Here is a 23,372-nt window from a genome sequence, read left to right as displayed (position 1 = left end):
AAGATACTATAAACTTTAGACTGAATTAAATTGCTTCTTTAGAAAGGTAATTATTTATATACTCTGTAATGGTTTCGTTATTTAAAGAGTGACCGAAGCCTTGTGTTGTAATCAGTTTTGCATTTTGGTAATTTTCAACATATTGCTTTGCATCTTCATACGGGATAATTCTATCGCGTTCATCATGTATGATAAGGGCAGAAGTATCAATGTTTTTTGTGAAATTTGCTGCAGAATAATAGGCGGGAAGGTTTCCGTATTTCTGTTGCACAATTTTATTCATCTGCTTACCAACTCGCTTGTTGTAGCCCATCATATTAATATAGCGAGTAAATACATCTGAAATATTAGAAGGTGCTCCAAGGAGTATTAATTTTTCTAATTGTTTGTTTTTGTATTTATGCTGATAAAAAATGGTTGACATGCCTCCAACCGAATGCCCAACAATAACATCTGGTTTGAATTTTTTACAAACTATTTGAATAAATTCCGCATACAAAATAGCATCAAAACGTTTGCTACCCGAGTGTCCGTGAGCAGGAGCATCTAGTGCAATAATATTATAATCGTGTTTTTTAAGACTTTCAATTAATGGTCTCCATCTTGCGGCATTGCTTTCCCAACCATGAGCAAGAAGGATTGTTTTGTTCTTACCAAGCCAGCGATAGGTCATGATGCTTAAATCATCGTATTTCAAGCTTTCTCTAAAGGCTGTATTTAGAAAGTCTATATCTTTTTCGGTAGGTTTTCCTTTTAAAGGAGTAGAAAATAAATATATAGCTAGCTTTCCGGCTAACTTTGGTGATATATAACTTAAGAAGTTGACAAAGAAACCTATGATTTTTGGTAGAAATTTCATTTAGGATTCTCTGTTTACTAAGTCCATAGAAAACGCAGGAAGACAAACTGCCAAATATTCACAAGCATCAGTGAAAGGGTTGGAATACTGTACGCGAGTATTTTTGTTGATTTTTATAGACTGGCCAGCTTCTAAAACAATGGTTTCGTCTTCTATAATAAATTGTTTTTTTCCTTTGATGATGTAAGTGTATTCATCAAACTTAGGAGTTTGAAAAGGTTCACTCCAACCTGGAGGAGCGATCATATGTGCAATACTAACTTCTGAATTATTATTACTTGCTAAGCCAAAATGCTCTTCAATAACTTTTCCGTCGGTTGTAGGAACAACAAATGGTGCTTTTTGAATGGTATATTTTTTATCTTTCATGATGCTTCTATTTTATGTTTACTTTAATGGTTTGCGTTTAATCATTCCGCCTTTTAAATCTTTAACCAAACCTATTACTACAAAGGCATTTTTGTCTATTTTATCTACTTCAGTATATAGTTTTGCTAGTTCTAATCTTGTCATTACTGTGTAGATAATGTCTTTAGATTCGCTGCTTCCTTTTTCGTTAAAACCTCCTTTTCCTACGTAAATAGTACAGGCTCTTTGAAGCTTGTCGGTTATCATTACTCTCAGCTCTTCATGTTTTTCAGAAATAATAGTAATACCTACATATTCTTCTACACCATCTACAACAAAATCTACTGTTTTTGCAGCAGCTAAATAGGTTAGGATAGCGTATAAAGCTACCTCAATAGATAGGATGTAAGCCCCAAAGGAAAAGATAACAATATTTGTTAAAAGTAAAACGTCACCTACGGTAATAGAAAGTTTTCTACTTAAAAAGATTGCCAAAACCTCTGTTCCATCAATAACGCTACCACCTCTCATGGCCATTCCTATTCCTAAACCTAAAAAGAAACCACCAAAGACTGCTATAAGTAATTTGTCATCTGTAATGATTGGGTAGTCTACAAAATGTACTACTACCGCTAAAAATGCAATTGCAAGTACACTTTTTATGGCGAATTTTACGCCAATCGTTCTTGTGGCTAAAATTAAAAACGGAATATTAACTATAAGTAATAAAGCACTTAATGATAGAGAAGTTGTGTTTTGTAGCAAAAGCGAAATACCTGTTGCTCCACCATCAATAAAATTATTAGGTAATAAAAAACCATTTAACCCAAATCCTGCTGAAAAAACACCTATAATAATAAAGATGAATTCTTTTATAGCATGAGAAACTTCAACCTTGATATTATCGATTATTGGCGCTAAAGTGATATCTGAAACTGTAGCGTTTTGATTCTCTGTTTTTAGCCTTTTTTGGGCAATATTTGTTATTAGTTTACCTAAGAATTGCTTCATCTATTATTTTAATGTTATACCTAAATACTTGTTGAAATTTATCTTTATTGATAAGTGGAGGGAATTACCAGCCTATCATGAAATGTTTGATTTTAGCTCCGTCTGGAATATGAACCGCTTCAATTTTTTTATTCATATCAATTCGAAGCTCTGCAGGTAATTCTTTTTTATCAATGGTAAAGAAGCCATTGATATCGTTTACAAACACAACCACATTTCTTAAGGTATTTTGAATACTTGAAATGGTATAATTATTTTTTATGTCTGCAAAAGTACTTGCAGTATTTAAGCCCTTATCTGTTTTGAATCTTGGATCAACTACTTTAATGGTTGTAATAGTAGAGGTAGAATCTAAAACCTGCTTAGGGGTAAGTAACAGTAAAAGTTTACCGTTTTTATCATAGATTTCTATATCGTTTATACCTCCAATAAATTCATCGCCAGCAATTCTTTTTACAATAGAATCATTAGTGTAAATGGCATCTATATCTTTTACTTGAGTAGAATCTGTAAGTAAACCAATGTTTTGTTTTGAAATGGTGTATGGGTTAATTTCTTTTTTACAAGCACTAAAAAGTGCTAAAGTGATAATTGCTATTATTGTCTTTTTCATGTGTATTTCCCAAGATGATGGGAACTTTTAGGATTAATTATTTTTTTTTTTTTTTGTTTGAGGCGGTTATTTCATAACCTTTTTTAGAATACCAAATACAGAACGTATAAAGGTTGCGCTAGTTAGTACTTTTACTACAGGATTCATTCTATTACTTGTAGTTCTAGATCTAGTGGTTCTTTGAGTCCTTTGTCTTTCTTTTTCTCTAGCTTCTCTTTCTTCTTCTTCCTCTTTTATGTTTTCTGCTTTTTCAATTTTTGCTTTAAGCATTTCATAAGCTGATTCTCTATCTATAGTTTCGTTATATTTTGTAACTAATTTTGAATCGTCTAAAAGAGCATTTAATTCGGTTTCCGTTAAAATATCCATTCTGCTCATTGGTGCACGAACCAAGGTTGCTGCTAGTGGCGTAGGTCTTCCTTTTTCATCTAAAGCAGAAACTAGTGCTTCACCAATACCAAGAGAGGTTAGTACTTCTGCAGTATCATAATAGTCTGTAAGCGGATAGTTTTGCGCAGTTAGCTTGATTGCTTTTCTGTCTTTAGCAGTAAACGCACGTAAAGCATGTTGGATTTTTAAACCTAACTGACCTAAAACAGCTTCAGGTACATCTGTTGGGTTTTGCGTAACAAAGTATAGCCCGATTCCTTTACTTCGAATAAGCTTTACAATGTTTTCAATTTGATTTAACAATGCTTTGGAAGCTTGGTTGAAAATTAAATGTGCTTCATCAATAAACATGATTAATTCTGGTTTGTCAGAATCACCTTGTTCTGGGAAGGTTTCATATATTTCAGCTAATAAGCTTAGCATAAATGTTGAAAACAACTTCGGTTTATCTTGAATATCTGTTAATCGGATAATATTGATATAACCTCTTCCGTCTCTTGTTGTACGCACTAAGTCTTCTACTTCAAAACTTTTTTCTCCGAAGAAAATATCTCCGCCTTGTTGTTCAATTTCTACGACTTTACGTAAAATAGCTCCGGTAGAAGCAGAAGAGATTCTTCCATAAGCTTCATCAAATTCTTTTTTTCCTTGCTGTGTAGCGTATTGCAATACTTTTTTGAAATCTTTTAAATCTAAAAGAGGTAATTTATTATCGTCACAATATTTGAAAATTACGGCAACAACTCCGGTTTGCGTTTCAGAAAGATCTAAAATTCTAGATAATAAAACAGGTCCGAATTCGCTTACTGTAGCTCGAAGTCTAACCCCATCTTGTTGTGAAAGTGACATGATTTCTACCGGAAAACCTTTTGCTTCAAATGGTAAACCAATTTTTGCATGTCGTTCATCAATCTTCGCATGACCAGGGCTTGGCTGTGCCAATCCACTTAAATCCCCTTTTATATCCATAAGTAAAACAGGAATTCCTTTTTCGCTTAAATTCTCAGCTAAAACTTGAAGGGTTTTTGTTTTTCCTGTTCCAGTTGCACCAGCAATTAAACCATGTCTATTCATGGTTTTTAGAGGTACTTTTATAAAAGCATCTGTAATGGTTTCGCCATCTAACATTGCAGAACCTAAAGTGATATAATCCCCTTTGGTGCTATTGCCTTCTGTAATATGTTTAATAAATTCTTCCTTCTTACTCATAATATGATTAAAAATTTGCATAAAAATAGTAATCTTTCAGTTAAAACCTTTTAAAAAAGCTCTCAACTTTTTAACTAAAAACCTTTAATGGATTAAGGTTCACCTATTTTGTTTTATAAAGTAGAAGTTTATTTTGGATTAAATACTTAAGTAGCAATTAATTTTTACACACATAAATAACTATCTTTGCAGGCTATGACAAGAAGTGAAAGACAAGAGTTACTAGATAAAGGATTATTATTGCCTTTAATGGAAGAGTTTTATACCATTCAAGGAGAAGGTTTCCATAAGGGGACTGCTGCTTATTTTGTGAGAATTGGTGGTTGCGATGTTGGTTGCCATTGGTGTGACGTTAAAGAAAGCTGGTTGCCAGAATTGCATCCTGCAACTAAAGCTGTTGATATTGCTGAAAATGCAGCTAAATATAGCAGAACAATTGTGGTTACTGGTGGAGAACCGTTAATGTGGGATATGGGACCTTTAACTAAAGAGTTAAAAGATAAAGGACTTCAAATTCATATTGAAACTTCTGGAGCTTATAAGCTTACAGGAATTTGGGATTGGATTTGCTTATCGCCAAAGAAAAACAAACTCCCTACCGAAGAAGTGTACGCAAAAGCACATGAACTTAAGTGTATTGTTTACAATAAAGACGATTTTAGATTTGCTGAAGAACAAGCAGCAAAGATTAATGACGACTGCATATTATACCTGCAACCAGAATGGAGTAAGCGTGATAAAATGATGCCACAAATTGTTGATTATGTCATGAAAAACCCGAAGTGGAAAGTTTCTTTACAAACACATAAATACTTGAATATTCCTTAGAATAGGATGTAAGTAAATAGAATAAAAAAGTTCCGAGAAGATGATGTATCCTCGGAACTTTTTAGTTATAACAATTATTTAATTACATTTTAAAAGGAACAACAACTCTAGTTTTGCTCCATCCTAAATGCATGTCTATAGTTTCTTTGCCTTTTTCAAATGCTATAGAGAATGCTTCTAAACCTTCTTTTCCTTCCGAAACAGGGACTTTTAATCTTGCTACATCGTTTGCTTCGTTATAATAATAACTTCCCCATACGTTGATGTCTTTGTTTATAATGGCTGTCCATTCCTTTTCTCCCGGAATCATATAAAATGTATAAGTTCCAGCTTTTACTAGAGTATCGCCTAAATACATATCCTTATAAAGTGTAAGTTCTGATGCCTCATTAGCTCCGGTTCTCCATACTTCGCCGTTTTTCATTAGCTCATTTAAGGTACGACCTTTTAACTGTGGGCGACCGTAAGAAATTCTTATTAGTTTATTGGATTCTTTATAGGAACTAGGGTATGAAGCCATATCCATTGGGCTTTTATCTAAGCCTTTAAATTCTTGAGCAGTTGTGTTAACGGATAGTAACAAGGTAAATGCAAAAGTAATAGCGGTAATAAGTTTTAGTTTTTTCATAATATTTAATATTGATTTTCTATAAAAATAATCAATTTAATCTCCATGCAAGTAAATAACAGATTAAAACTTGCTTTATAGCTTTAATAGCTTCAAAGTTATTTATTTAAGTTAATTATTAATTTTAAGTATCAAATTGAAACCATTATATAGTCATCTATTTTCATTTGTATAGTTTTGTTTCATATTTGTGCTGTAATTATTAACAAGAAGACTTCTTTTGGAGTAGTCTTATAAAAAAGAATATTATGTGCGGAATTGTATGTGCGTTTGATGTAAAGCAAAAAGTAGAAGATATACGTCCTCAGGTTCTGGAGATGGCAAAAAAGATTCGTCATCGTGGTCCAGATTGGAGCGGAATTTATAGTGATGAAAAAGTAATTATGGCACATGAGCGTTTAGCGATTGTAGATCCTGCTTCAGGGAAACAGCCCTTATTGAGTGCTGATAAGTCCGTAGTGTTAGCAGCTAATGGTGAGATTTACAACCATCGCGCAATAAGGGAATCATTAAAGGGTAAGTACGATTTTCAAACACAAAGTGACTGTGAAGTTATACTAGCGCTTTATAAGGATAAAGGATTTGATTTTGTAGATGATATGAACGGTATTTTTGGTTTCGCAATCTATGATGTAGAAAAAGAGGAATATTTTATAGCTAGAGACCATATGGGGATTATACCACTATATATTGGTTGGGATAAACATGGTACCTTTTATGTGGCTTCCGAATTAAAAGCTTTAGAAGGAATTTGTACTAAAATAGAATTGTTTCCTCCAGGGCATTATATGTCTAGCCGAAACGGAGAATTTGTTAAATGGTATAAAAGAGATTGGAGAGAATATGAAGCAGTAAAAGACAATGAAACTAGTATTGCTAAAGTTCGTCAAGCTTTAGAAGATGCCGTTCACAGACAGTTAATGAGTGATGTTCCTTACGGCGTACTATTATCTGGCGGATTAGATTCTTCTATAACTTCTGCAATAGCAAAAAAATATTCAGAAAGAAGAATTGAAGCAGATGATAAAGAAAAAGCATGGTGGCCCCAGTTGCATTCTTTTTCGGTTGGCTTAGAAGGTTCTCCAGATTTAGCTGCAGCAAAAAAAGTGGCAGACCATATTGGTACAGTGCATCATGAAATAAAATTCACTATTCAAGAAGGCCTAGATGCTATTCGAGATGTGATTTATAATATTGAAACCTATGATATTACTACTATTCGCTCTTCTACACCTATGTGTTTAATGGCTCGTGTAATTAAATCTATGGGTATAAAAATGGTGCTATCTGGTGAGGGGGCAGATGAATTATTTGGTGGTTATTTATATTTTCATAAAGCTCCTAGTGCAAAAGATTTCCATGAGGAAACGGTTCGTAAATTAGATAAGTTACACATGTACGACTGTTTAAGAGCAAACAAAAGTTTAGCTGCTTGGGGTATTGAAGGACGTGTTCCGTTTTTAGATAAAGAATTTATGGATGTTGCTATGAGCATCAACCCTCAAGATAAAATGATTAATGGCGAACGTATGGAAAAATGGGTACTCCGAAAAGCGTTTGAAGACATGCTTCCAGAAAGTGTTGCTTGGAGACAAAAAGAACAATTTAGTGACGGAGTAGGATATAGTTGGATAGATACATTAAAAGCATTGGTAGAAAAAGAAGTAAGCGATGAGCAAATGGCAAATGCCAAATTCCGTTATCCTATTCAAACACCAATAAATAAAGAAGAATATTATTATAGAACAATTTTTGAAGATCATTTCCCAAGCGATGCAGCTGCTTTAAGCGTTCCTCAAGAGCCAAGTGTAGCGTGTAGCACCAAAATAGCATTAGAATGGGATGAGGCGTTTAAAAACATGAATGATCCGTCTGGTAGAGCTGTGGCGAAGGTGCATGCAGATTCCTATGTGAAAATCTAGAAGAATTTGGTTGTTTTTAGTTAAAATTGGTTAGTTTATTTTATTCAAAATCTCGCTTCTGCGGGATTTTGTCTTTTTTTACAATTCCGAGAATGTAAAAAATCGTTAAAATTAAATTTAAGGTGTTTTTTAGGCGATTTAAGACACTTTTAAATAATTAACAATTGTTGATAATTATCCGTTTCAGAGGCTGAAAAGCTTTCAAATAGCGTCAAAAAGTTGTATATTTGTTATGTTCAGGTGTCCCGAAAAGTCCGGGATTTTTTTGTGAAAATGACCAACGATGTTTTTTACAAGAAAGTTTTTTTAAAACATAGAAAACACATGAACTCCGTTGCAAAACGGAAACCAAATTAATTAAATAACAAACATCAAACGTTTTATAATGAGCGAAAAAAGAGAAGAATTTAACAAGGATAACTATTCAGCGGATAGTATTCAGGCGTTAGAGGGAATGGAGCATGTGCGCATGCGTCCTTCCATGTATATTGGAGATACCGGAGTTAGAGGTTTACACCATCTAGTATATGAGGTTGTAGATAACTCTATTGATGAGGCTTTAGCTGGACATTGTGATAATATTAGCGTTACTATAAACGAGGATAACTCGATTACTACAGAAGATGATGGTCGTGGTATCCCTGTTGATTTACATAAAAAAGAAGGAGTTTCTGCATTAGAGGTTGTAATGACTAAGATTGGTGCGGGAGGTAAATTCGATAAAGATTCGTATAAAGTTTCTGGAGGACTGCACGGAGTAGGTGTGAGTTGTGTAAACGCACTGTCTACACACTTAAAAGCTACAGTTTACAGAAAAGGAGAAATCTGGGAACAAGAGTACGAAAAAGGTAAAGCAATGTACCCTGTAAAGAAAATTGGAGATACAGATAAAAGAGGAACAATTGTTACTTTTAAGCCAGACCCAACAATTTTTACACAAACATTAGAGTATAGCTATGATACTTTAGCAAGCAGAATGCGTGAGTTAGCTTACCTTAATAAAGGAATTACTATTCATTTAATTGATAAGCGATCTAAAAAAGAAGATGGATCTTATGAAGGAGAAACTTTCCATTCAGAAGAAGGTCTTAAAGAGTTTATCAAATTCTTAGACGGAAACCGTGAGCCAATTACAAGAGAAGTAATAGCTTTTGAAGGAGAGAAAAATGGCGTTCCTGTAGAGGTTGCGATGGTGTATAACACTAGTTATGCCGAAAACTTACACTCATACGTAAACAATATTAATACGCATGAAGGAGGAACACACTTATCAGGATTCCGCCGTGGATTAACACATACTCTTAAAAAATATGCAGATGAATCTGGAATGTTAGACAAGTTAAAGTTTGACATTGCTGGAGATGATTTCCGTGAAGGATTAACTGCAATTATTTCGGTAAAAGTTCAAGAGCCACAGTTCGAAGGACAAACAAAAACGAAATTAGGAAACCGTGAAGTTTCTGCTTCTGTGAGTCAGGCAGTTTCAGAAATGCTAACCGATTACTTAGAAGAGCATCCAGAAGATGCTAAGACAATTGTTCAAAAAGTAATTCTTGCCGCTCAAGCACGTCACGCAGCACAAAAAGCTCGTGAAATGGTTCAGCGTAAAACAGTAATGAGTATAGGTGGTTTACCTGGAAAATTATCTGACTGTTCAGAACAAGATCCTTCAAAATGTGAAGTTTACTTAGTCGAGGGAGATTCGGCAGGTGGAACTGCAAAACAAGGTCGTGATAGAAATTTCCAAGCTATTTTACCTTTACGTGGTAAGATTCTTAACGTAGAAAAAGCAATGTCTCATAAAGTTTTTGAAAACGAAGAGATTAAAAATATTTATACGGCACTTGGTGTTACTATCGGAACAGAAGATGATACTAAGGCATTAAACCTTTCTAAGCTAAGATACCATAAAATTGTAATCATGTGTGATGCCGATATCGATGGTGCACATATTGAAACTTTAATCTTAACATTCTTCTTCCGTTATATGAGGGAGCTAATTGAAAACGGACATATTTATATTGCAACGCCACCTCTTTATTTAGTTAAAAAAGGAGCAAAAAAAGAGTATGCTTGGACAGACGAAGAGCGTATAGCTTTAATGAAAGAATATGGAGATGGAGCTAAGATCCAACGTTATAAAGGTCTTGGGGAAATGAACGCTGAACAACTTTGGGATACAACTATGAATCCTGAATACAGAACTTTACGTCAAGTACAAATTGACAATGGAGCAGAAGCCGATAGAATCTTCTCTATGTTAATGGGAGATGAGGTTCCACCTCGTAGAGAGTTTATCGAGAAAAATGCAATTTATGCAAATATTGATGCTTAATTAGTGTCTGTCTAGTCCTAAATAATAAATACAGATTATTAAAGGATTAAATTTGTTATTTAAAGCTGAATAATCATATGATTGTTCAGCTTTTTTTGATTTGTATTGTTTTCTTTACTTATTAATTTGTTATATACCTCCGTTGGCTGTTAAATCAGCAATACATTGGCTGTCAATTTGTGGTGCCGATGATATATTTACTAGGTTTATCATTCCTTGTGAGGATTCTGTAGCCCAATACATTAAACAACCTTGATTTTTTGCAATGTTTTGGATGTGTTTCGTCTTCATGATTTGTTTGCATTTCAGGTCCTAAATTGGTCTGGCCAAGAATATGACCAAATTCATGAGTCATAACGGTTGCTTCTAAAACAACTCTGTTTGGTTCTAAAGGACTATTGCTTAGCTCTTGGATTCTTTCCTCAAAAACTGCAAAGGGGGTATTTCAATAAGCAGAACCTAATACATAGTTGTTTTCCGTGTCACTTGCCGATTTTGCATCTGCAATAAAAACCCAAACTGTAATCTGATTTTCTGTATTATAGTATTTTCTATTTTAACACTTACTATGTCTTGTGTAGAATAAGCCTCTAAACGAGGAGAAGCTAAAGCACTTTTTTCTACTATTATTCAGTTAGGCTTATAAAATCTACTAAATTATAAACAGTAGATTCATTAGAATCAAATCCTGCAACATAAACAATCTCCAATACTAAACTTTTGAAAGTTTTACCAAATAAAATATAGTTAGCCAAACTTCCAATAGATTGTGTGTTTGAGCTAGTTTGTTCTTCAGAAGAAATATAAATTCCTTTAGTTTCTTCCGTTGAAAAATTAAATAATAAAATGAAAAGGAAGGAATATAATATGTCTTCTTCATAATGGTTATTTAAAGATAAAAAAAAGCAGTTACTGATTTAGTAACTGCTTAGATTTGGTGCAATACTTTATATTTTTGATAAAACTAAAGTTACAGCTCCATTAGTTGTGCTTCTTAACGAAACAGTTGTGTTAGAATAGCTTGTTACTTCCCATGTGTTGTTTAAGGCTTGAAATGAGCTGTTTCCGTGAAACGTTAAGTTTAAAAGCACTTCAATTTCTGAAACCACTTGGTAGGTTCCGTTAACATCGGCAACAGTTGTGTTAACTGTATTTTGTGTCGTTACGGATAAATCGTTTGCAAAGTTTATAGTAAATTCCGAAAACTCATTAGCAGAATCTACACCAGCTGAAACGACAGTCATAAGTTAAGAGTAAATGTTATTGGTGTCAGTAATAGCTTAGATTATAATGAGAGCTTTACTAATACATCAAATGAAACGGAAACAAAAACAAATAATTTGAAACAAGAGAATATTGGTTTTGGTGGAAATTGGTCTGCAGAGTGGAATTCAGTTCTATCTACGGAGTTAAATTTATATTATTCACAGTATAATGTATACGCAATTGATTATAAGCTTGAAACAAATCAACAATTAAATCAAGAAAATGAAGTAATAGATACAGGCCTAAAGCTGAAATCTACTTATATTTTAAATGATCATTTAAAACTATTGAATGGTTATCAATTCACAGAAGTTGGAATACTTAATGGTACAGAAGTTAGTAAACCAGAATTTAGTCGAACAAAAAAGGATGTTCTTTTAAATCATGCGATTTTTAACGAGGTTGAGTATCATGATTCCTCTCTTTTTATTAGAGCGGGAATAAGGTCTAATTATTTTCAAAAGTTTGAGAAATTTTTAGTAGAACCTCGACTTAATGTAAGGTATAAATGGTCAAATGGCTTTGCCATGAAACTGCAAGGGGAATTTAAAAACCAATCAGCAACACAAATAATCGACTTTCAATATGACTTTTTAGGCGTCGAAAATAGGCGATGGACACTAGCTAATGAAGAGAGTATTCCTATTTCAGAAAGTAAGCAGGTTTCTTTTGGAGTAAGTTACAATAAAAATGATTTCATTATTGATATAGAAGGTTTTTATAAGGTAGTTGATGGTATTACAGTTCCAAACCAAGGATTCTATAATAATTTTCAGTTTATTAATGCTATTGGTGAATATAATGTTAAAGGTGTGGAACTTCTAATTAATAAAAGCACCAATAAATACGGTGCTTGGTTAAGTTATACTTATAGTATAAATAATTATAAGTTTAGAACACTAACTCCTTCTGTTTTCCCTAATAATTTAGATATTAGGCATTCAGTTTCGCTAGCTTTTAATTATGATATATTCGAAAGTTTAGGGGTTTCCATAGGAGGAATTTGGCGATCAGGTCAGCCGTACACAAAAACAATTGAAGGAAATGAAATGGTTCAAGACGGGAATAATACATATGTAAATTTTGATTCACCTAATAGTGAAAACATAAATGATTTTATGCGATTAGATGCTTCTATAAATTATAATATTAATTTTAAAAATAGCAAGCTCTCTGCTAAATTTGGAGTGCTTAATTTGTTTGATAGAGAAAATGACATAAATAAGTATTATGAGGTTAATCCTAATGATTTTAATACAATAATTGAGAATAATAATAAGTCTTTAGGGTTTACTCCTAATTTAAGTTTAAGGATTGGGTTTTAACTAGTTTAAATTCAAAATCATTATATTTACTAATACAGAAAAATCAATTTTTATGAGAAAAATTATAATTTATGTTACCCTTATTATGGTATCTATCGGAGTAAAAGCTCAAAATGATATAGATGTACTATTAGCTGCTGGTGTGGAAGATGCACAACGTTTTGCTAAAGATTATCTAGCACCTGGAACTAACGGAATCATGCATAGCATGAATGCTAATTGGTTTAATTCAGCAAAAGTAAAGCCGCTTGGAGGTTTTGAAATTTCCGTTATTGCAAATGCAGTCATGATAAAAGACGAGCATAAAGCATTTACTTTAAATACTTCCGAATATAATAACGTACAATTTGTTCAAGGACCAAACGTACAATCAGTAGCTTCTGTCTTGGGAGAAAATGAGCCAGATATATTTGTAGAAGTACAATACGATGATCCTATTTTTGGTACACAAACCACACAATTTGAACTCCCACAAGGAATAGGTTCTGGAAGTAAAAATTTATTGCCAACGGCATTTATTCAAGGAGCTGTTGGTTTAAGTAGTGGATTAGAGCTAAAGGCTCGTTTTGTTCCAAATATTAAAACAGATGATGTGAGTTTAAGTATGTATGGTGCAGGTATACAAATGGAGTTTACAGATTGGCTTCCAGCAAGTAAACTTTGGCCTATAGCAGTTTCAGGTTTGGTTGCCTATAACCATATTGATGGTTCGTATGATCTTACAGGATCTTCAGGAATTGAAGGAGAAAACCAAAGAATTGAAAATGACACGAACACTTGGTTGTTTCAGTTAATAGCTTCTACCAAATTACCGGTTATTAATTTTTATGGTGGAATTGGTTATGTCAACGGCGAGTCGCAATCTGATTTATTAGGAAATTATAGAGTGACCAACGGGTTGTTAACTTCAGAAACCATTGTAGATCCGTTTTCGGTTAAAAGTGAAGTGACCGATGTTAGAGCTTCTATAGGAACAAGATTGAAGTTAGGGTTCTTTAGGCTTAATGCTGAGTATCATATCTCAGAATACCATGCTTTCTCTGTAGGGGTGAATTTTGGTTTCAGATAAATATTAAATGTATATTAAATTCTAAAAAGCATAAGATTTACTCTTGTGCTTTTTTCGTTAACAGTAATTTTATTCGTAATTTTACACTCGTTTTAAATATATAGTTTCACATTAAATAAAAACATATAATTATGAAAGTAACGGTAGTAGGAGCAGGAGCAGTAGGTGCAAGTTGTGCAGAATATATCGCAATTAAAAACTTTGCTTCAGAAGTAGTATTATTAGACATTAAAGAAGGTTTTGCTGAAGGTAAAGCAATGGACTTAATGCAAACAGCATCTTTAAATGGTTTTGATACAAAAATCACTGGAGTAACAAACGATTATTCTAAAACAGCAGGTTCTGATGTTTGTGTAATTACTTCAGGTATTCCAAGAAAACCAGGAATGACTCGTGAAGAGTTAATTGGTATTAATGCAGGAATTGTAAAAACAGTTTCTTCTAGCTTAATTGAGCACTCACCAAACACAATCATCATTGTAGTAAGTAACCCAATGGATACAATGACTTACTTAGTGCACAAAACTACAGACTTACCAAAAAATAGAGTTATAGGAATGGGAGGAGCTTTAGACTCTGCTCGTTTTAAATATAGATTAGCGGAAGCTTTAGGTGCGCCTATTAGTGATGTTGACGGTATGGTAATTGGTGGACACTCAGATAAAGGAATGGTGCCATTAATCAATAAAGCAGCTAGAAACAGTGTAAAAGTTTCTGAATTCTTATCAGAAGAAAGAATGGAACAAATAGTACAAGATACTAAAGTAGGAGGTGCAACTCTTACTGGATTATTAGGTACTTCAGCTTGGTATGCTCCAGGTGCAGCAGTGTCTGCAATGGTTCAAGCAATTGCTTGTGATACTAAGAAAATATTCCCTTGCTCTGCCTTATTAGACGGCGAGTTTGGATTAAGTGATTTATCTATTGGAGTTCCTTGTGTTTTAGGTGTTAACGGAATAGAAAAAATCGTTGAAATTAGCTTAAGCGATGCAGAAAAAGCAAAATTAGCAGAGTCTGCTGAAGGTGTTAAGAAAACAAACGGATTATTAGAATTATAATCTTCTATTAAACATATTTGCCAAATAATTTAAAATTTATTGGTTATTATAATAAAGACTGTAGAAATACAGTCTTTATTTTTTATATTTGGAACATGAAAAAATGGTACATAGGTGCTTTAATTACTGCTTTTACTTTACTAGGCTTTATTAGTAAAGACCAAGCGGTATTACCAAATCAGAAAATTGTTCTACAATTTTCCGATACCACCGTATCTTCTTCTGAAATAAAATACACTATTTCTATTGTTGAAAAACAATTATTAGAAATTGGTGTTGATAATATTCAGATTCATGAAATTGAAAACGGACAGCTAAAAATCACCTATTACAGTGATGTGGATGTTGTTATTGTTAAAGATACGCTTTCACAAGAAACGCAAATAGCCTTAGGTTTTCTTTCAAATAAAGAAGAATCACCTAAGCTACCATCGCATCCTGAAACAGCTAATTATAACTTAGATGTTTTTAAAATCCAAGATGCTTCAGATGCTGATTCTGGTTTTGCTGGGAAACTAGCAATTGAGCCAAGATTAGAGAGCGATAGGTTCTTCAATCCTAATGTTAACTTTTTAGCATGTTTTTCAGAAGAAAAACCTGTGTATACAGATATTGAAACTGCTTATAAAGTATCTTCCAATATTGCGATTGCAATAGATACTTTTTCTTATAAAATACCTGAGGTTAGAGCAGGTCCTACTCTTAATAAAACTTCATAATTATAGCTTAATGCTTTTTAGGAAGTGATTTCCAATTTAAAAAGCTTTAAGCCTATTTAAATTCAATTAATTGTTAATTGAAACGCGTAAATTATATATTTGCACGTTTTAAAAAATTAATCAGTTTTTTGAGCAAGGTTTCCCCTTGTAAAACCTATTAAAATTGTAACGCTCACTAAAGTGAGAAACTAACACAAAAAAATTATACAAATGCAAAACAAAGGATTAGTAAAGTTATTTGCCTTGTTGTTTGGATTGGTAAGTATTTACCAACTTTCATTCACGTTTAAAAACAACAGCATTGAAAAGGAAGCAGCCGCTTTCGCAAAGGGTGATGCTGTAAAAGAAAACAAGTATTTAGATTCTATATCTAACCAAGAAGTTTATAATATAGGAATAGCAAAATACACTTATAATGAAGTGAAAGAAAATGCTATGAACCTAGGACTTGACCTTAAAGGAGGGGTTAACGTTATTTTACAAGTTTCTGTAAAAGACATATTAAAAGGATTAGCTAACAATACAACTAACCCAATATTCAACAAAGCATTAGATGATGCTACAGAACTTCAAAAAAGTAGCCAGAACACTTATTTAGAAGATTTTTATATCGCTTTTGATGCTATTAAAGGAGATACTAAATTAGCTTCTGCTGATATTTTCTACACTAGAGCTTTAGATGGAGAAATTGATGGAACAATGACAGATGAGCAGGTAAAACCTGTAATTTCTAGAAAAATCGATGAGTCTATTGTTTCTGCTTTTGAAGTATTACGTAAACGTATTGATGAGTTTGGTGTAACATCTCCAAACATCCAACGTTTAGGAAGCTCAGGGCGTATCTTAGTAGAGCTACCAGGAGTTAAAGATGCAGAACGTGCTACAAAATTATTACAAAGTACTGCGCAATTAGAGTTTTGGGATGTGTATAACAAAGAGCAATTCAATAGCTTCTTAGTTCAAGCAAACGAAACTATCAAGAGCATTGAAAAATCTAACGAAGTAAATAAAGAAGTAGAAAAAGAAACTACTGCTGAAGAAGATAAAATCGCAGATCTTTTAGGAGACGATCCAGATTCTACAGCTGTTCAAGCAAATCCATTATTAGATAAATTAATTGGTTCTCCAGACCCAGCAGCTTTAGCTTTAGTAAGCATTAATGATAAAGATAAAGTAGCTGAGTATTTAAATATGCCACAAGTAAGAAGTTTACTTCCTGCTGAGTTACGTTATGTAAAGTTTGCATTCGGAAAAGCAAAAGCAAATAGTGAATTAGTAGACTTATACGCTTTAAAAGGTAACAGAGAAAATGTACCAGAATTAGGTGGAGGAGTTGTAGTAGATGCAAGACAAGATTACGACCCATTAGGGAAGCCTCTTGTAAGTATGCAAATGAATAGTAAAGGAGCTAAAATCTGGGAAGAAATGACTGGAAGAGCTTTTACGCAAAGAAGTCAAATTGCTATTGTATTAGATGATATCGTTTATTCAGCGCCTGGTGTTACAACTGGAGCTATTGCTGGAGGAAACTCTCAAATTTCTGGAAACTTCACACTTAATGAAGCAACCGACTTAGCAAACGTTTTACGTGCAGGTAAATTACCTGCTAGAGCAGACATTATTCAAAGTGATGTTGTAGGACCATCTTTAGGTCAAGAAGCTATTGATAGTGGTAAATTATCTTTCATGATTGCATTAGCATTAGTGTTAGTGTGGATGTTCTTATACTATGGTAAAGCTGGGTTATTTGCAGATATTGCAATGGCTTTAAACATTTTATTAATCTTTGGTATTCTTTCTGGTTTAGGAGCTGTATTAACACTTCCTGGAATTGCGGGTATCGTATTAACTATTGGTATGTCTGTAGATGCAAACGTACTTATCTTCGAGCGTATCAGAGAAGAGTTAGCCAAAGGTAAAGACCAAGCAACTTCTATTAAAGACGGTTTTGCAAATGCATTATCTTCTATTTTAGATGCAAACATTACAACAGGTTTAACTGCCTTAATCTTATTCGTATTTGGTACAGGACCAATTAAAGGTTTTGCTACTACTTTACTTATTGGTATTGCAACTTCATTATTTACAGCAATTTTCATCACTAGATTATTAATTGACTGGCATGCAGATAAAGGAGGTAAATTAGATTTCTCTACAGGATTAACTAAAAACTTATTCAGAAACATCAACATCAACTTCTTAAACAAAAGAAAAGTTGCCTTTGTGATTTCAGGAATATTAATTCTTGGAAGTTTAGGATCGTTATTTACTAACGGATTAGACCAAGGTGTAGATTTTGTTGGAGGTAGAACTTACCAAGTACGTTTTGAGCAACCAGTAAGTGCTTCCGAAATTACAGATGTACTTTCTTCTGAAGAAGTATTCGGAAGTGCAAATGCTAAGTTAATTGGTAATAGTAATGATGTAAAAATCACGACGAAATATAAAATTGATGAAACTGCTTCTGAAGTAGATGAAGAAATCAGACATAAATTATACAACGCATTACAACCACACTTATCTAATATTTCTTACGACGAGTTTGTAGATCTTAACGATGTAAACAAACAAATTGGTGTAATGGAGTCTTATAAGGTAAGTCCTTCTATTGCAGATGATATTAAAAGAGCATCTTTCTGGGCTATTTTAGGTTCTTTAATAGTTGTATTCTTATATATCTTATTCCGTTTTAAAAGATGGCAATTCTCACTTGGTGCGGTTGCAGCAGTATTCCACGATGTATTAATCGTATTAGGGGTATTCTCTATCACATACAAGTTCATGCCATTCTCTATGGAAATCGACCAAGCGTTTATCGCGGCAATATTAACCGTGATTGGTTACTCGCTGAATGATACGGTTGTTGTATTCGATAGAATTAGAGAGTTCTTTAACGAGAAAACAGGATGGGCATTTGATAAAGTAATTAATACCTCTTTGAGCAGTACTTTAAGTAGAACATTAAACACCTCTTTAACTACATTAGTAGTATTATTAGCAATCTTTATCTTTGGAGGAGATTCTATTAGAGGATTTATGTTTGCCTTAATAGTAGGTGTGCTTGTAGGTACTTATTCTTCTTTATTTATTGCAACTCCACTTATGTATGATGCAGTGAAAAAAGGAAATGCAGCAGATGCATTAAAAAACAAAGAAGTTGAAGAAGAACTAGAGGCGTAAGCAACTAGAAACTTTATAAAGTTATAAATGCCTTTCCGTCTTATGCGGAAAGGCTTTTTTATTTAGTAATACTGTTTTGATGAAACTAATTCTCCCTAAAGATTTTAATGGAATGTAGTCTGGAGTTTCATTTTTCTATGGAAGCTAAAGACGCCTTTTATATACTAAGGAACCAACTTATAAGAAGAGAAGTCTTTGTACTTAATTGAAACGTAGATAGGTCGTTTTTAATTGAAGAAACAACAGTAGTATAACAAAAGAAAAAGCTGTAAATCTTTATAGACTTATAGCTTTTTTTTTAAGATATTTTAACAAGGAAAAACCTGTTTATTTCTTTTGGTTATCGGTGTATTCTATTCTGTCGCCAACCTCTAAAAACCATTTTTGAGCAAGCCCGGCATTAACTTCCAATACATATTGTGCAGGTGCAATAGATGGTAAAGAAGCTTCGTTAAAAGGTTCTGCGTTTTCCTGAAAACTCACGATATATTTATTGTTATCTAAATAGATTAAGTCTAAAGGAATTCTAGTGTTTTTCATATAGAAAAACCTTTCGCGCATGCTAGGAAAAACAAACAACATTCCCTGATTTTCTTCCATAGAGTTTCGGTACATCAGTCCGGTTTGAATATCGTAATCGGTGTCTGCTATTTCAATATCTATATTAGCTACAATAGAATCTGTTGCTGCTTTAAAAATAGTTAATTCTCCTTCCTTTGTAAAAGGAATTTCAATAGGTTTTATGTCTTTTTTCTCTTCTTTACATGCACTGAAAAAAATCGTTGTACATAATAGAGTAGTGGAAAGAAATCTAAATTTCATAGTGTTTATTTTACAGCGTTTTTCGGTTTATAAACAAACATAAAGTAAAAACCAATAAGAATAAAAGGAATACTTAACCACTGCCCGGTATTTAATAACCAGGTAGCACGTTCATCTACTTGCGCTTCTTTTACAAATTCAACAAAGAATCTAATCGTCCAAAGCATAACTAAGAAGATACCAAATAAAAATCCGGCTTGGTTTGCTTTGTTTGTTTTAGAGTAGAAATACCATAGAATTAAGAAAACAAACACATAACTAAAAGACTCATACAATTGGGCTGGATGTCTAAAAGGAACTGCTTCTAATAAGGTTTGAAACTGCGGATTGTTAGCAATAGCATCGTATGCTTCGGTAGGTGTTTTCATTCCGGTTAGTTGCATTGCTTCTCCTGGAGCATATTCATCTTGAATAAAACGAACTCCAAACGAAGAATCTGTGATTTTTCCTATAATTTCAGAATTGATAAAATTCCCCAAACGAATAAAAATAGCACCACTTGCCACAGGAATAACCACCCTGTCTAAAATCCACATTAAAGATTTGTACTTATATTTTCTTCGGTATAAATACATTCCTATAATAATCCCTATTGCTGCACCGTGACTTGCTAAACCTTGAAAACCGGTAAACTCAATTTCTGGTACAAAGCGAAAAGGTAAAAAGATGCTAAAAAAGTCTTGTGTAATAAGTTCCGATTGGTAGAAAATAACATGGCCTAAACGCGCACCAAGCATAGTTGCCAAAATGGTGTATAAAAACAAAGGGTCCAGGTATTCTGCTTTTATATTTTCTTTTTTGAAAATATACTTCATGATTTGAAGTCCTAAAAGGAAAGCAATAATCCACATAACACTGTAGAAATGTAATTTGAAAACACCAAAAAGGTCAATTCCACTTTGTGGATTCCAATCGAAAGTTAATAAATGCATAGATTTTATTTTATAGTGGTAAATATAGAAAAATGAAAATGGATTAAAAAGAAAGTAAAGCTAATGAATTGTTATTTTCTTGAAGCCGAAAAAGCAGTGGAAATGGTATAGGTAAAAAGAAACTAAAGGAATATCATTAAAGTTCTTCCTTTTCTGGAACAGGGTCATAACCCGAACGACCCCATGGGTGACAACTAAAAATCCGAATAATAGCTAATTTACCCCCTTTAAGTAAACCATGCTTTTCTAAAGCTTCTTTCGCATAATGCGAACACGTTGGCTGAAACCTGCAAGTAGGAGGGGTTAAAGGTGAAATTACCGTTTGATATACTTTAATTAAGAATAAAAAAGGCGCTATTAGAATTTTCTTCAAATTGATGATGGATTGTTGTGGAGTTGTTAGTTGTTTAAAAAGTAGTTTCTCAAAACATTTATCTTATTTGTGATAGATTCTATTAGTGTTTGTTATTCCCGTGAAGGCAGGAATCTACTTAAAGTAAAAGTGGATTTTGAGATAAATACAAAATCCACTTAATTTTTTAATTCACAGAAAAACTAGTCCCTTCTTTTCCATCTTTCAAATGGATACCAACAGCGGCTAATTCATCTCTAATTTTATCAGACATGGCAAAATCTTTATTTGCTCTAGCTTCTTGACGTAATTTGATTAAAAGTTCTACTGCACCAGAAAGCTTGTCGGTGCTAGTTTCAGATTTACCTGTATTTTCTAGACCTAGAATATCAAAAACAAAAACATGAATAGTGTTTTTTAGTTCTTCTAAATCGGATGCTGTAATGGTTGCACTTCCATCTTTTATTTGGTTGATGAATTTCACCCCTTCAAATAATGTTGCTATTAAAATTGGAGTATTAAAATCATCGTTCATTGCGTCGTAGCATTTTTGTTTCCATTCTGAAACGTTAATACTTGAACTTGCAGAACTTGGTAAGTCTTTTAATAAACTAATGGCATCAAAAAGTCTGTTTAAACCTTTTTCACTTGCTAATAATCCGTTATCGGTTAAATCTAAAACAGATCTATATGAAGCTTGCATCATAAAGAAACGAACTACGCTTGGGCTATATGCTTTAGACATGATATCGTTTTCTCCTGAAAGTAATTCGGCAGGGTTTATGTAATTTCCTGTAGATTTACTCATACGTGCACCATTAAGTTCTAACATATTGGCGTGCATCCAGTATTTAACAGGGTCTTGTCCTCTTGCAGCTTTGTTTTGTGCAATTTCACATTCGTGATGTGGGAATTTTAAATCCATTCCTCCACCATGAATATCAAAATAATCACCAAGATATTTGGTGCTCATTGCAGTACACTCTAAATGCCAACCAGGGAAACCATCGCTCCAAGGTGAAGGCCAACGCATAATATGTGTAGGTTCTGCTCTTTTCCAAAGTGCAAAATCTTGCGGATTCTTCTTGTCGCTTTGTCCGTCTAACTCACGAGTATTGTGAATTAAATCTTCTAACTTACGTTTGCTTAATATTCCGTAGTCATTAGCTTCGTTATATTTATGAACATCAAAATACACCGATCCATTCACTACATAAGCAAATCCGTTTTCTATAATGCTTTCAATTAGTTCAATTTGTTCAATAATATGACCTGTTGCAGTAGGTTCGATACTAGGAGGGAGAAAATTGAAAGTATTAAGTACATTATGAAAATCTACAGTATATCGCTGTACAATTTCCATAGGCTCAATAGCTTCTAATCTTGCCTTTTTAGTAATCTTATCTTCCCCAACATCTGCATCATTTTCTAAATGCCCTGCGTCTGTAATATTTCTTACATAGCGAACTTTATAGCCTAAATGTAATAGGTAACGATAAATAACATCAAAAGACATAAAAGTTCTTACGTTTCCTAAATGCACATTGCTGTAAACTGTAGGTCCGCAAACGTACATGCCAACATAACCTTCTGTTATTGGTTTAAAAGTTTCTTTTTTACCAGAAAGAGAATTGTAAATTTCTATGTTTTGATTTTTGAAAATCTGCATGGTTGTTAGGTTGTTTGTCTAAATATTGTAAAGTTGATTTCTTTAAAAAGTAGTGTCTAATTTAATATAGTCTAAAAATTCTCTTCTAGTTTCTAGATCTTTAAATTTTCCTCCAAATTCACTAGTTACAGTGCTACAATCTACATCTCTAATTCCTCTAGAGTTTACACATAAGTGCTTAGCATCTATAACACATGCAACATCTTCGGTGTTTAATACCTCTTGAAGTTCTTTTACAATTTGAATTGTTAAACGCTCTTGCACCTGTGGTCTTTTTGCGTAATAATCTACAATTCTATTCATTTTAGATAATCCTACTACAGTTCCGTTAGATATGTATGCAACATGCGCTCTTCCAACAATAGGTAATAAATGGTGCTCGCAAGTAGAGTAAACGGTTATGTTTTTTTCTACAAGCATTTCGCCATATTTATATTTATTATCAAAAGTAGAGGCATTAGGTTTGCTTTTTGGATCTAAACCTCCAAAAATTTCTTTCACAAACATTTTAGCTACTCTGTTAGGCGTTCCTTTAAGGCTATCATCTGTTAAGTCAAGACCTAAGGTTTCCATGATATGTCTTACATCATCTTTGATAATTTCAATTTTCTCATCGTTTGAGAGTTTAAAAGCATCTTTTCGCATAGGAGTGTCTGAAGATGTGCCAATATGGTTTTCTCCTAAAGACTCAAATTCCTCTAACTTTTCATCAAATTTCATCCGAATTATTTTAATAAGTGTTTAATCCACAAAGATATGAATTTCCATATTTATTGACATCCTCTTAACACAGATTTAATTTGTATTCAATTTTAACTATTTTTTAATATAATTTCC

General features: G+C 33.1%; 21 protein-coding genes. 8 read left to right on the top strand and 13 right to left on the bottom strand.

Going from position 1 to position 23,372, the window contains the following annotated elements; genetic code table 11:
• Positions 1 to 25: 25 nt before the first annotated feature.
• The 5 genes from DU428_RS09760 to DU428_RS09740 form a co-directional block, all read right to left on the bottom strand.
• Complete coding sequence (locus DU428_RS09760) at positions 26 to 859, bottom strand: alpha/beta hydrolase (RefSeq protein ID WP_113966463.1); 834 nt, start codon at positions 857 to 859, stop codon at positions 26 to 28.
• Entirely contained in the window at positions 860 to 1,228 is a 369-nt protein-coding gene (locus DU428_RS09755; protein ID WP_072351307.1) for a cupin domain-containing protein, read from the bottom strand.
• Positions 1,229 to 1,246: 18 nt separating this feature from the next.
• On the bottom strand, positions 1,247 to 2,218 hold the full coding sequence (locus DU428_RS09750; protein ID WP_072351306.1) for a YitT family protein: 972 nt from the start codon (positions 2,216 to 2,218) through the stop codon (positions 1,247 to 1,249).
• Between the two features lie 64 nt (positions 2,219 to 2,282).
• Positions 2,283 to 2,831 carry a hypothetical protein gene (locus DU428_RS09745; protein ID WP_113966462.1) on the bottom strand — a complete coding sequence of 183 codons (549 nt, stop codon included), beginning with the start codon at positions 2,829 to 2,831 and terminating at the stop codon, positions 2,283 to 2,285.
• 66 nt (positions 2,832 to 2,897) lie between these two features.
• Entirely contained in the window at positions 2,898 to 4,430 is a 1,533-nt protein-coding gene (locus DU428_RS09740) for a helicase HerA-like domain-containing protein (protein WP_072351374.1), read from the bottom strand.
• Positions 4,431 to 4,625: 195 nt separating this feature from the next.
• Here DU428_RS09740 and DU428_RS09735 point away from each other — a divergent pair, with 195 nt between their 5' ends.
• Complete coding sequence (locus tag DU428_RS09735; RefSeq protein ID WP_113966461.1) at positions 4,626 to 5,258, top strand: 7-carboxy-7-deazaguanine synthase QueE; 633 nt, start codon at positions 4,626 to 4,628, stop codon at positions 5,256 to 5,258.
• 82 nt (positions 5,259 to 5,340) lie between these two features.
• Here DU428_RS09735 and DU428_RS09730 read toward each other — a convergent pair whose 3' ends face one another.
• A complete protein-coding gene (locus tag DU428_RS09730) occupies positions 5,341 to 5,886 on the bottom strand; it encodes a DUF2911 domain-containing protein (RefSeq protein ID WP_072351303.1) in 546 nt (181 codons plus the stop codon).
• A gap of 248 nt (positions 5,887 to 6,134) precedes the next feature.
• On the opposite strand from DU428_RS09730, the gene asnB reads away from it, so the two are divergent.
• Complete coding sequence (gene asnB, locus DU428_RS09725) at positions 6,135 to 7,808, top strand: asparagine synthase B (protein WP_072351302.1); 1,674 nt, start codon at positions 6,135 to 6,137, stop codon at positions 7,806 to 7,808.
• Between the two features lie 385 nt (positions 7,809 to 8,193).
• Positions 8,194 to 10,143, top strand: a complete 1,950-nt coding sequence (gyrB, locus tag DU428_RS09720) for a DNA topoisomerase (ATP-hydrolyzing) subunit B (protein WP_072351301.1) — start codon at positions 8,194 to 8,196, stop codon at positions 10,141 to 10,143.
• A gap of 129 nt (positions 10,144 to 10,272) precedes the next feature.
• On the opposite strand, the gene DU428_RS13440 is transcribed toward gyrB, so the two are convergent.
• The gene (locus DU428_RS13440) at positions 10,273 to 10,434 is read right to left on the bottom strand and encodes a hypothetical protein (RefSeq protein WP_165839158.1); all 162 of its coding nucleotides are present in this window, start codon (positions 10,432 to 10,434) and stop codon (positions 10,273 to 10,275) included.
• Between the two features lie 656 nt (positions 10,435 to 11,090).
• The gene (locus DU428_RS09715) at positions 11,091 to 11,387 is read right to left on the bottom strand and encodes a hypothetical protein (RefSeq protein ID WP_072351300.1); all 297 of its coding nucleotides are present in this window, start codon (positions 11,385 to 11,387) and stop codon (positions 11,091 to 11,093) included.
• Positions 11,388 to 11,483: 96 nt separating this feature from the next.
• On the opposite strand from DU428_RS09715, the gene DU428_RS09710 reads away from it, so the two are divergent.
• The 5 genes from DU428_RS09710 (at position 11,484) to secDF (ending at position 18,760) form a co-directional block, all read left to right on the top strand.
• Positions 11,484 to 12,734 carry a TonB-dependent receptor gene (locus tag DU428_RS09710; protein WP_113966460.1) on the top strand — a complete coding sequence of 417 codons (1,251 nt, stop codon included), beginning with the start codon at positions 11,484 to 11,486 and terminating at the stop codon, positions 12,732 to 12,734.
• A 52-nt stretch (positions 12,735 to 12,786) separates the two neighbouring features.
• Positions 12,787 to 13,803, top strand: a complete 1,017-nt coding sequence (locus DU428_RS09705; protein WP_113966459.1) for a DUF6588 family protein — start codon at positions 12,787 to 12,789, stop codon at positions 13,801 to 13,803.
• 131 nt (positions 13,804 to 13,934) lie between these two features.
• Positions 13,935 to 14,861 carry a malate dehydrogenase gene (locus tag DU428_RS09700; protein WP_113966458.1) on the top strand — a complete coding sequence of 309 codons (927 nt, stop codon included), beginning with the start codon at positions 13,935 to 13,937 and terminating at the stop codon, positions 14,859 to 14,861.
• 95 nt (positions 14,862 to 14,956) lie between these two features.
• Complete coding sequence (locus tag DU428_RS09695; protein WP_113966457.1) at positions 14,957 to 15,580, top strand: hypothetical protein; 624 nt, start codon at positions 14,957 to 14,959, stop codon at positions 15,578 to 15,580.
• Positions 15,581 to 15,790: 210 nt separating this feature from the next.
• A complete protein-coding gene (gene secDF / locus DU428_RS09690; protein ID WP_113966456.1) occupies positions 15,791 to 18,760 on the top strand; it encodes a protein translocase subunit SecDF in 2,970 nt (989 codons plus the stop codon).
• 327 nt (positions 18,761 to 19,087) lie between these two features.
• Here the strand turns inward: secDF and DU428_RS09685 are convergent, their stop codons facing one another.
• The 5 genes from DU428_RS09685 to folE all read right to left on the bottom strand — a co-directional run bounded on the left by DU428_RS09685 (position 19,088) and on the right by folE (position 23,255).
• Positions 19,088 to 19,582, bottom strand: a complete 495-nt coding sequence (locus tag DU428_RS09685; protein ID WP_072351294.1) for a DUF192 domain-containing protein — start codon at positions 19,580 to 19,582, stop codon at positions 19,088 to 19,090.
• Between the two features lie 5 nt (positions 19,583 to 19,587).
• On the bottom strand, positions 19,588 to 20,514 hold the full coding sequence (gene lgt / locus DU428_RS09680; protein ID WP_113966455.1) for a prolipoprotein diacylglyceryl transferase: 927 nt from the start codon (positions 20,512 to 20,514) through the stop codon (positions 19,588 to 19,590).
• Between the two features lie 136 nt (positions 20,515 to 20,650).
• The gene (yidD, locus tag DU428_RS09675) at positions 20,651 to 20,887 is read right to left on the bottom strand and encodes a membrane protein insertion efficiency factor YidD (protein WP_113966454.1); all 237 of its coding nucleotides are present in this window, start codon (positions 20,885 to 20,887) and stop codon (positions 20,651 to 20,653) included.
• A 166-nt stretch (positions 20,888 to 21,053) separates the two neighbouring features.
• Positions 21,054 to 22,535 (bottom strand): cysteine--tRNA ligase, encoded by a 1,482-nt coding sequence (cysS, locus tag DU428_RS09670; RefSeq protein ID WP_072351291.1) that lies wholly within the window; start codon positions 22,533 to 22,535, stop codon positions 21,054 to 21,056.
• 42 nt (positions 22,536 to 22,577) lie between these two features.
• Positions 22,578 to 23,255 (bottom strand): GTP cyclohydrolase I FolE, encoded by a 678-nt coding sequence (gene folE / locus DU428_RS09665; RefSeq protein WP_072351290.1) that lies wholly within the window; start codon positions 23,253 to 23,255, stop codon positions 22,578 to 22,580.
• Between the last annotated feature and the right edge of the window lie 117 nt (positions 23,256 to 23,372).

The sequence above is a fragment of the Oceanihabitans sediminis genome, assembly GCF_003337215.1.
Classification (GTDB): Bacteria; Bacteroidota; Bacteroidia; order Flavobacteriales; family Flavobacteriaceae; genus Oceanihabitans; species Oceanihabitans sediminis.
This window is presented reverse-complemented; position numbering and strand designations above follow the sequence as displayed.

Bases quoted from the DNA above. Each gene is read 5' to 3' on its own strand.
- DU428_RS09715 (WP_072351300.1), bottom strand. From the start codon at position 11,387: ATGACTGTCGTTTCAGCTGGTGTAGATTCTGCTAATGAGTTTTCGGAA.
- DU428_RS09700 (WP_113966458.1), top strand. From the start codon at position 13,935: ATGAAAGTAACGGTAGTAGGAGCAGGAGCAGTAGGTGCAAGTTGTGCA.
- cysS (WP_072351291.1), bottom strand. From the start codon at position 22,535: ATGCAGATTTTCAAAAATCAAAACATAGAAATTTACAATTCTCTTTCT.
- secDF (WP_113966456.1), top strand. From the start codon at position 15,791: ATGCAAAACAAAGGATTAGTAAAGTTATTTGCCTTGTTGTTTGGATTG.
- DU428_RS09695 (WP_113966457.1), top strand. From the start codon at position 14,957: ATGAAAAAATGGTACATAGGTGCTTTAATTACTGCTTTTACTTTACTA.
- DU428_RS09730 (WP_072351303.1), bottom strand. From the start codon at position 5,886: ATGAAAAAACTAAAACTTATTACCGCTATTACTTTTGCATTTACCTTG.
- asnB (WP_072351302.1), top strand. From the start codon at position 6,135: ATGTGCGGAATTGTATGTGCGTTTGATGTAAAGCAAAAAGTAGAAGAT.
- DU428_RS09735 (WP_113966461.1), top strand. From the start codon at position 4,626: ATGACAAGAAGTGAAAGACAAGAGTTACTAGATAAAGGATTATTATTG.
- gyrB (WP_072351301.1), top strand. From the start codon at position 8,194: ATGAGCGAAAAAAGAGAAGAATTTAACAAGGATAACTATTCAGCGGAT.
- DU428_RS13440 (WP_165839158.1), bottom strand. From the start codon at position 10,434: ATGAAGACGAAACACATCCAAAACATTGCAAAAAATCAAGGTTGTTTA.
- DU428_RS09760 (WP_113966463.1), bottom strand. From the start codon at position 859: ATGAAATTTCTACCAAAAATCATAGGTTTCTTTGTCAACTTCTTAAGT.
- folE (WP_072351290.1), bottom strand. From the start codon at position 23,255: ATGAAATTTGATGAAAAGTTAGAGGAATTTGAGTCTTTAGGAGAAAAC.
- DU428_RS09750 (WP_072351306.1), bottom strand. From the start codon at position 2,218: ATGAAGCAATTCTTAGGTAAACTAATAACAAATATTGCCCAAAAAAGG.
- DU428_RS09705 (WP_113966459.1), top strand. From the start codon at position 12,787: ATGAGAAAAATTATAATTTATGTTACCCTTATTATGGTATCTATCGGA.
- DU428_RS09685 (WP_072351294.1), bottom strand. From the start codon at position 19,582: ATGAAATTTAGATTTCTTTCCACTACTCTATTATGTACAACGATTTTT.
- DU428_RS09755 (WP_072351307.1), bottom strand. From the start codon at position 1,228: ATGAAAGATAAAAAATATACCATTCAAAAAGCACCATTTGTTGTTCCT.
- DU428_RS09745 (WP_113966462.1), bottom strand. From the start codon at position 2,831: ATGAAAAAGACAATAATAGCAATTATCACTTTAGCACTTTTTAGTGCT.
- lgt (WP_113966455.1), bottom strand. From the start codon at position 20,514: ATGCATTTATTAACTTTCGATTGGAATCCACAAAGTGGAATTGACCTT.
- DU428_RS09740 (WP_072351374.1), bottom strand. From the start codon at position 4,430: ATGAGTAAGAAGGAAGAATTTATTAAACATATTACAGAAGGCAATAGC.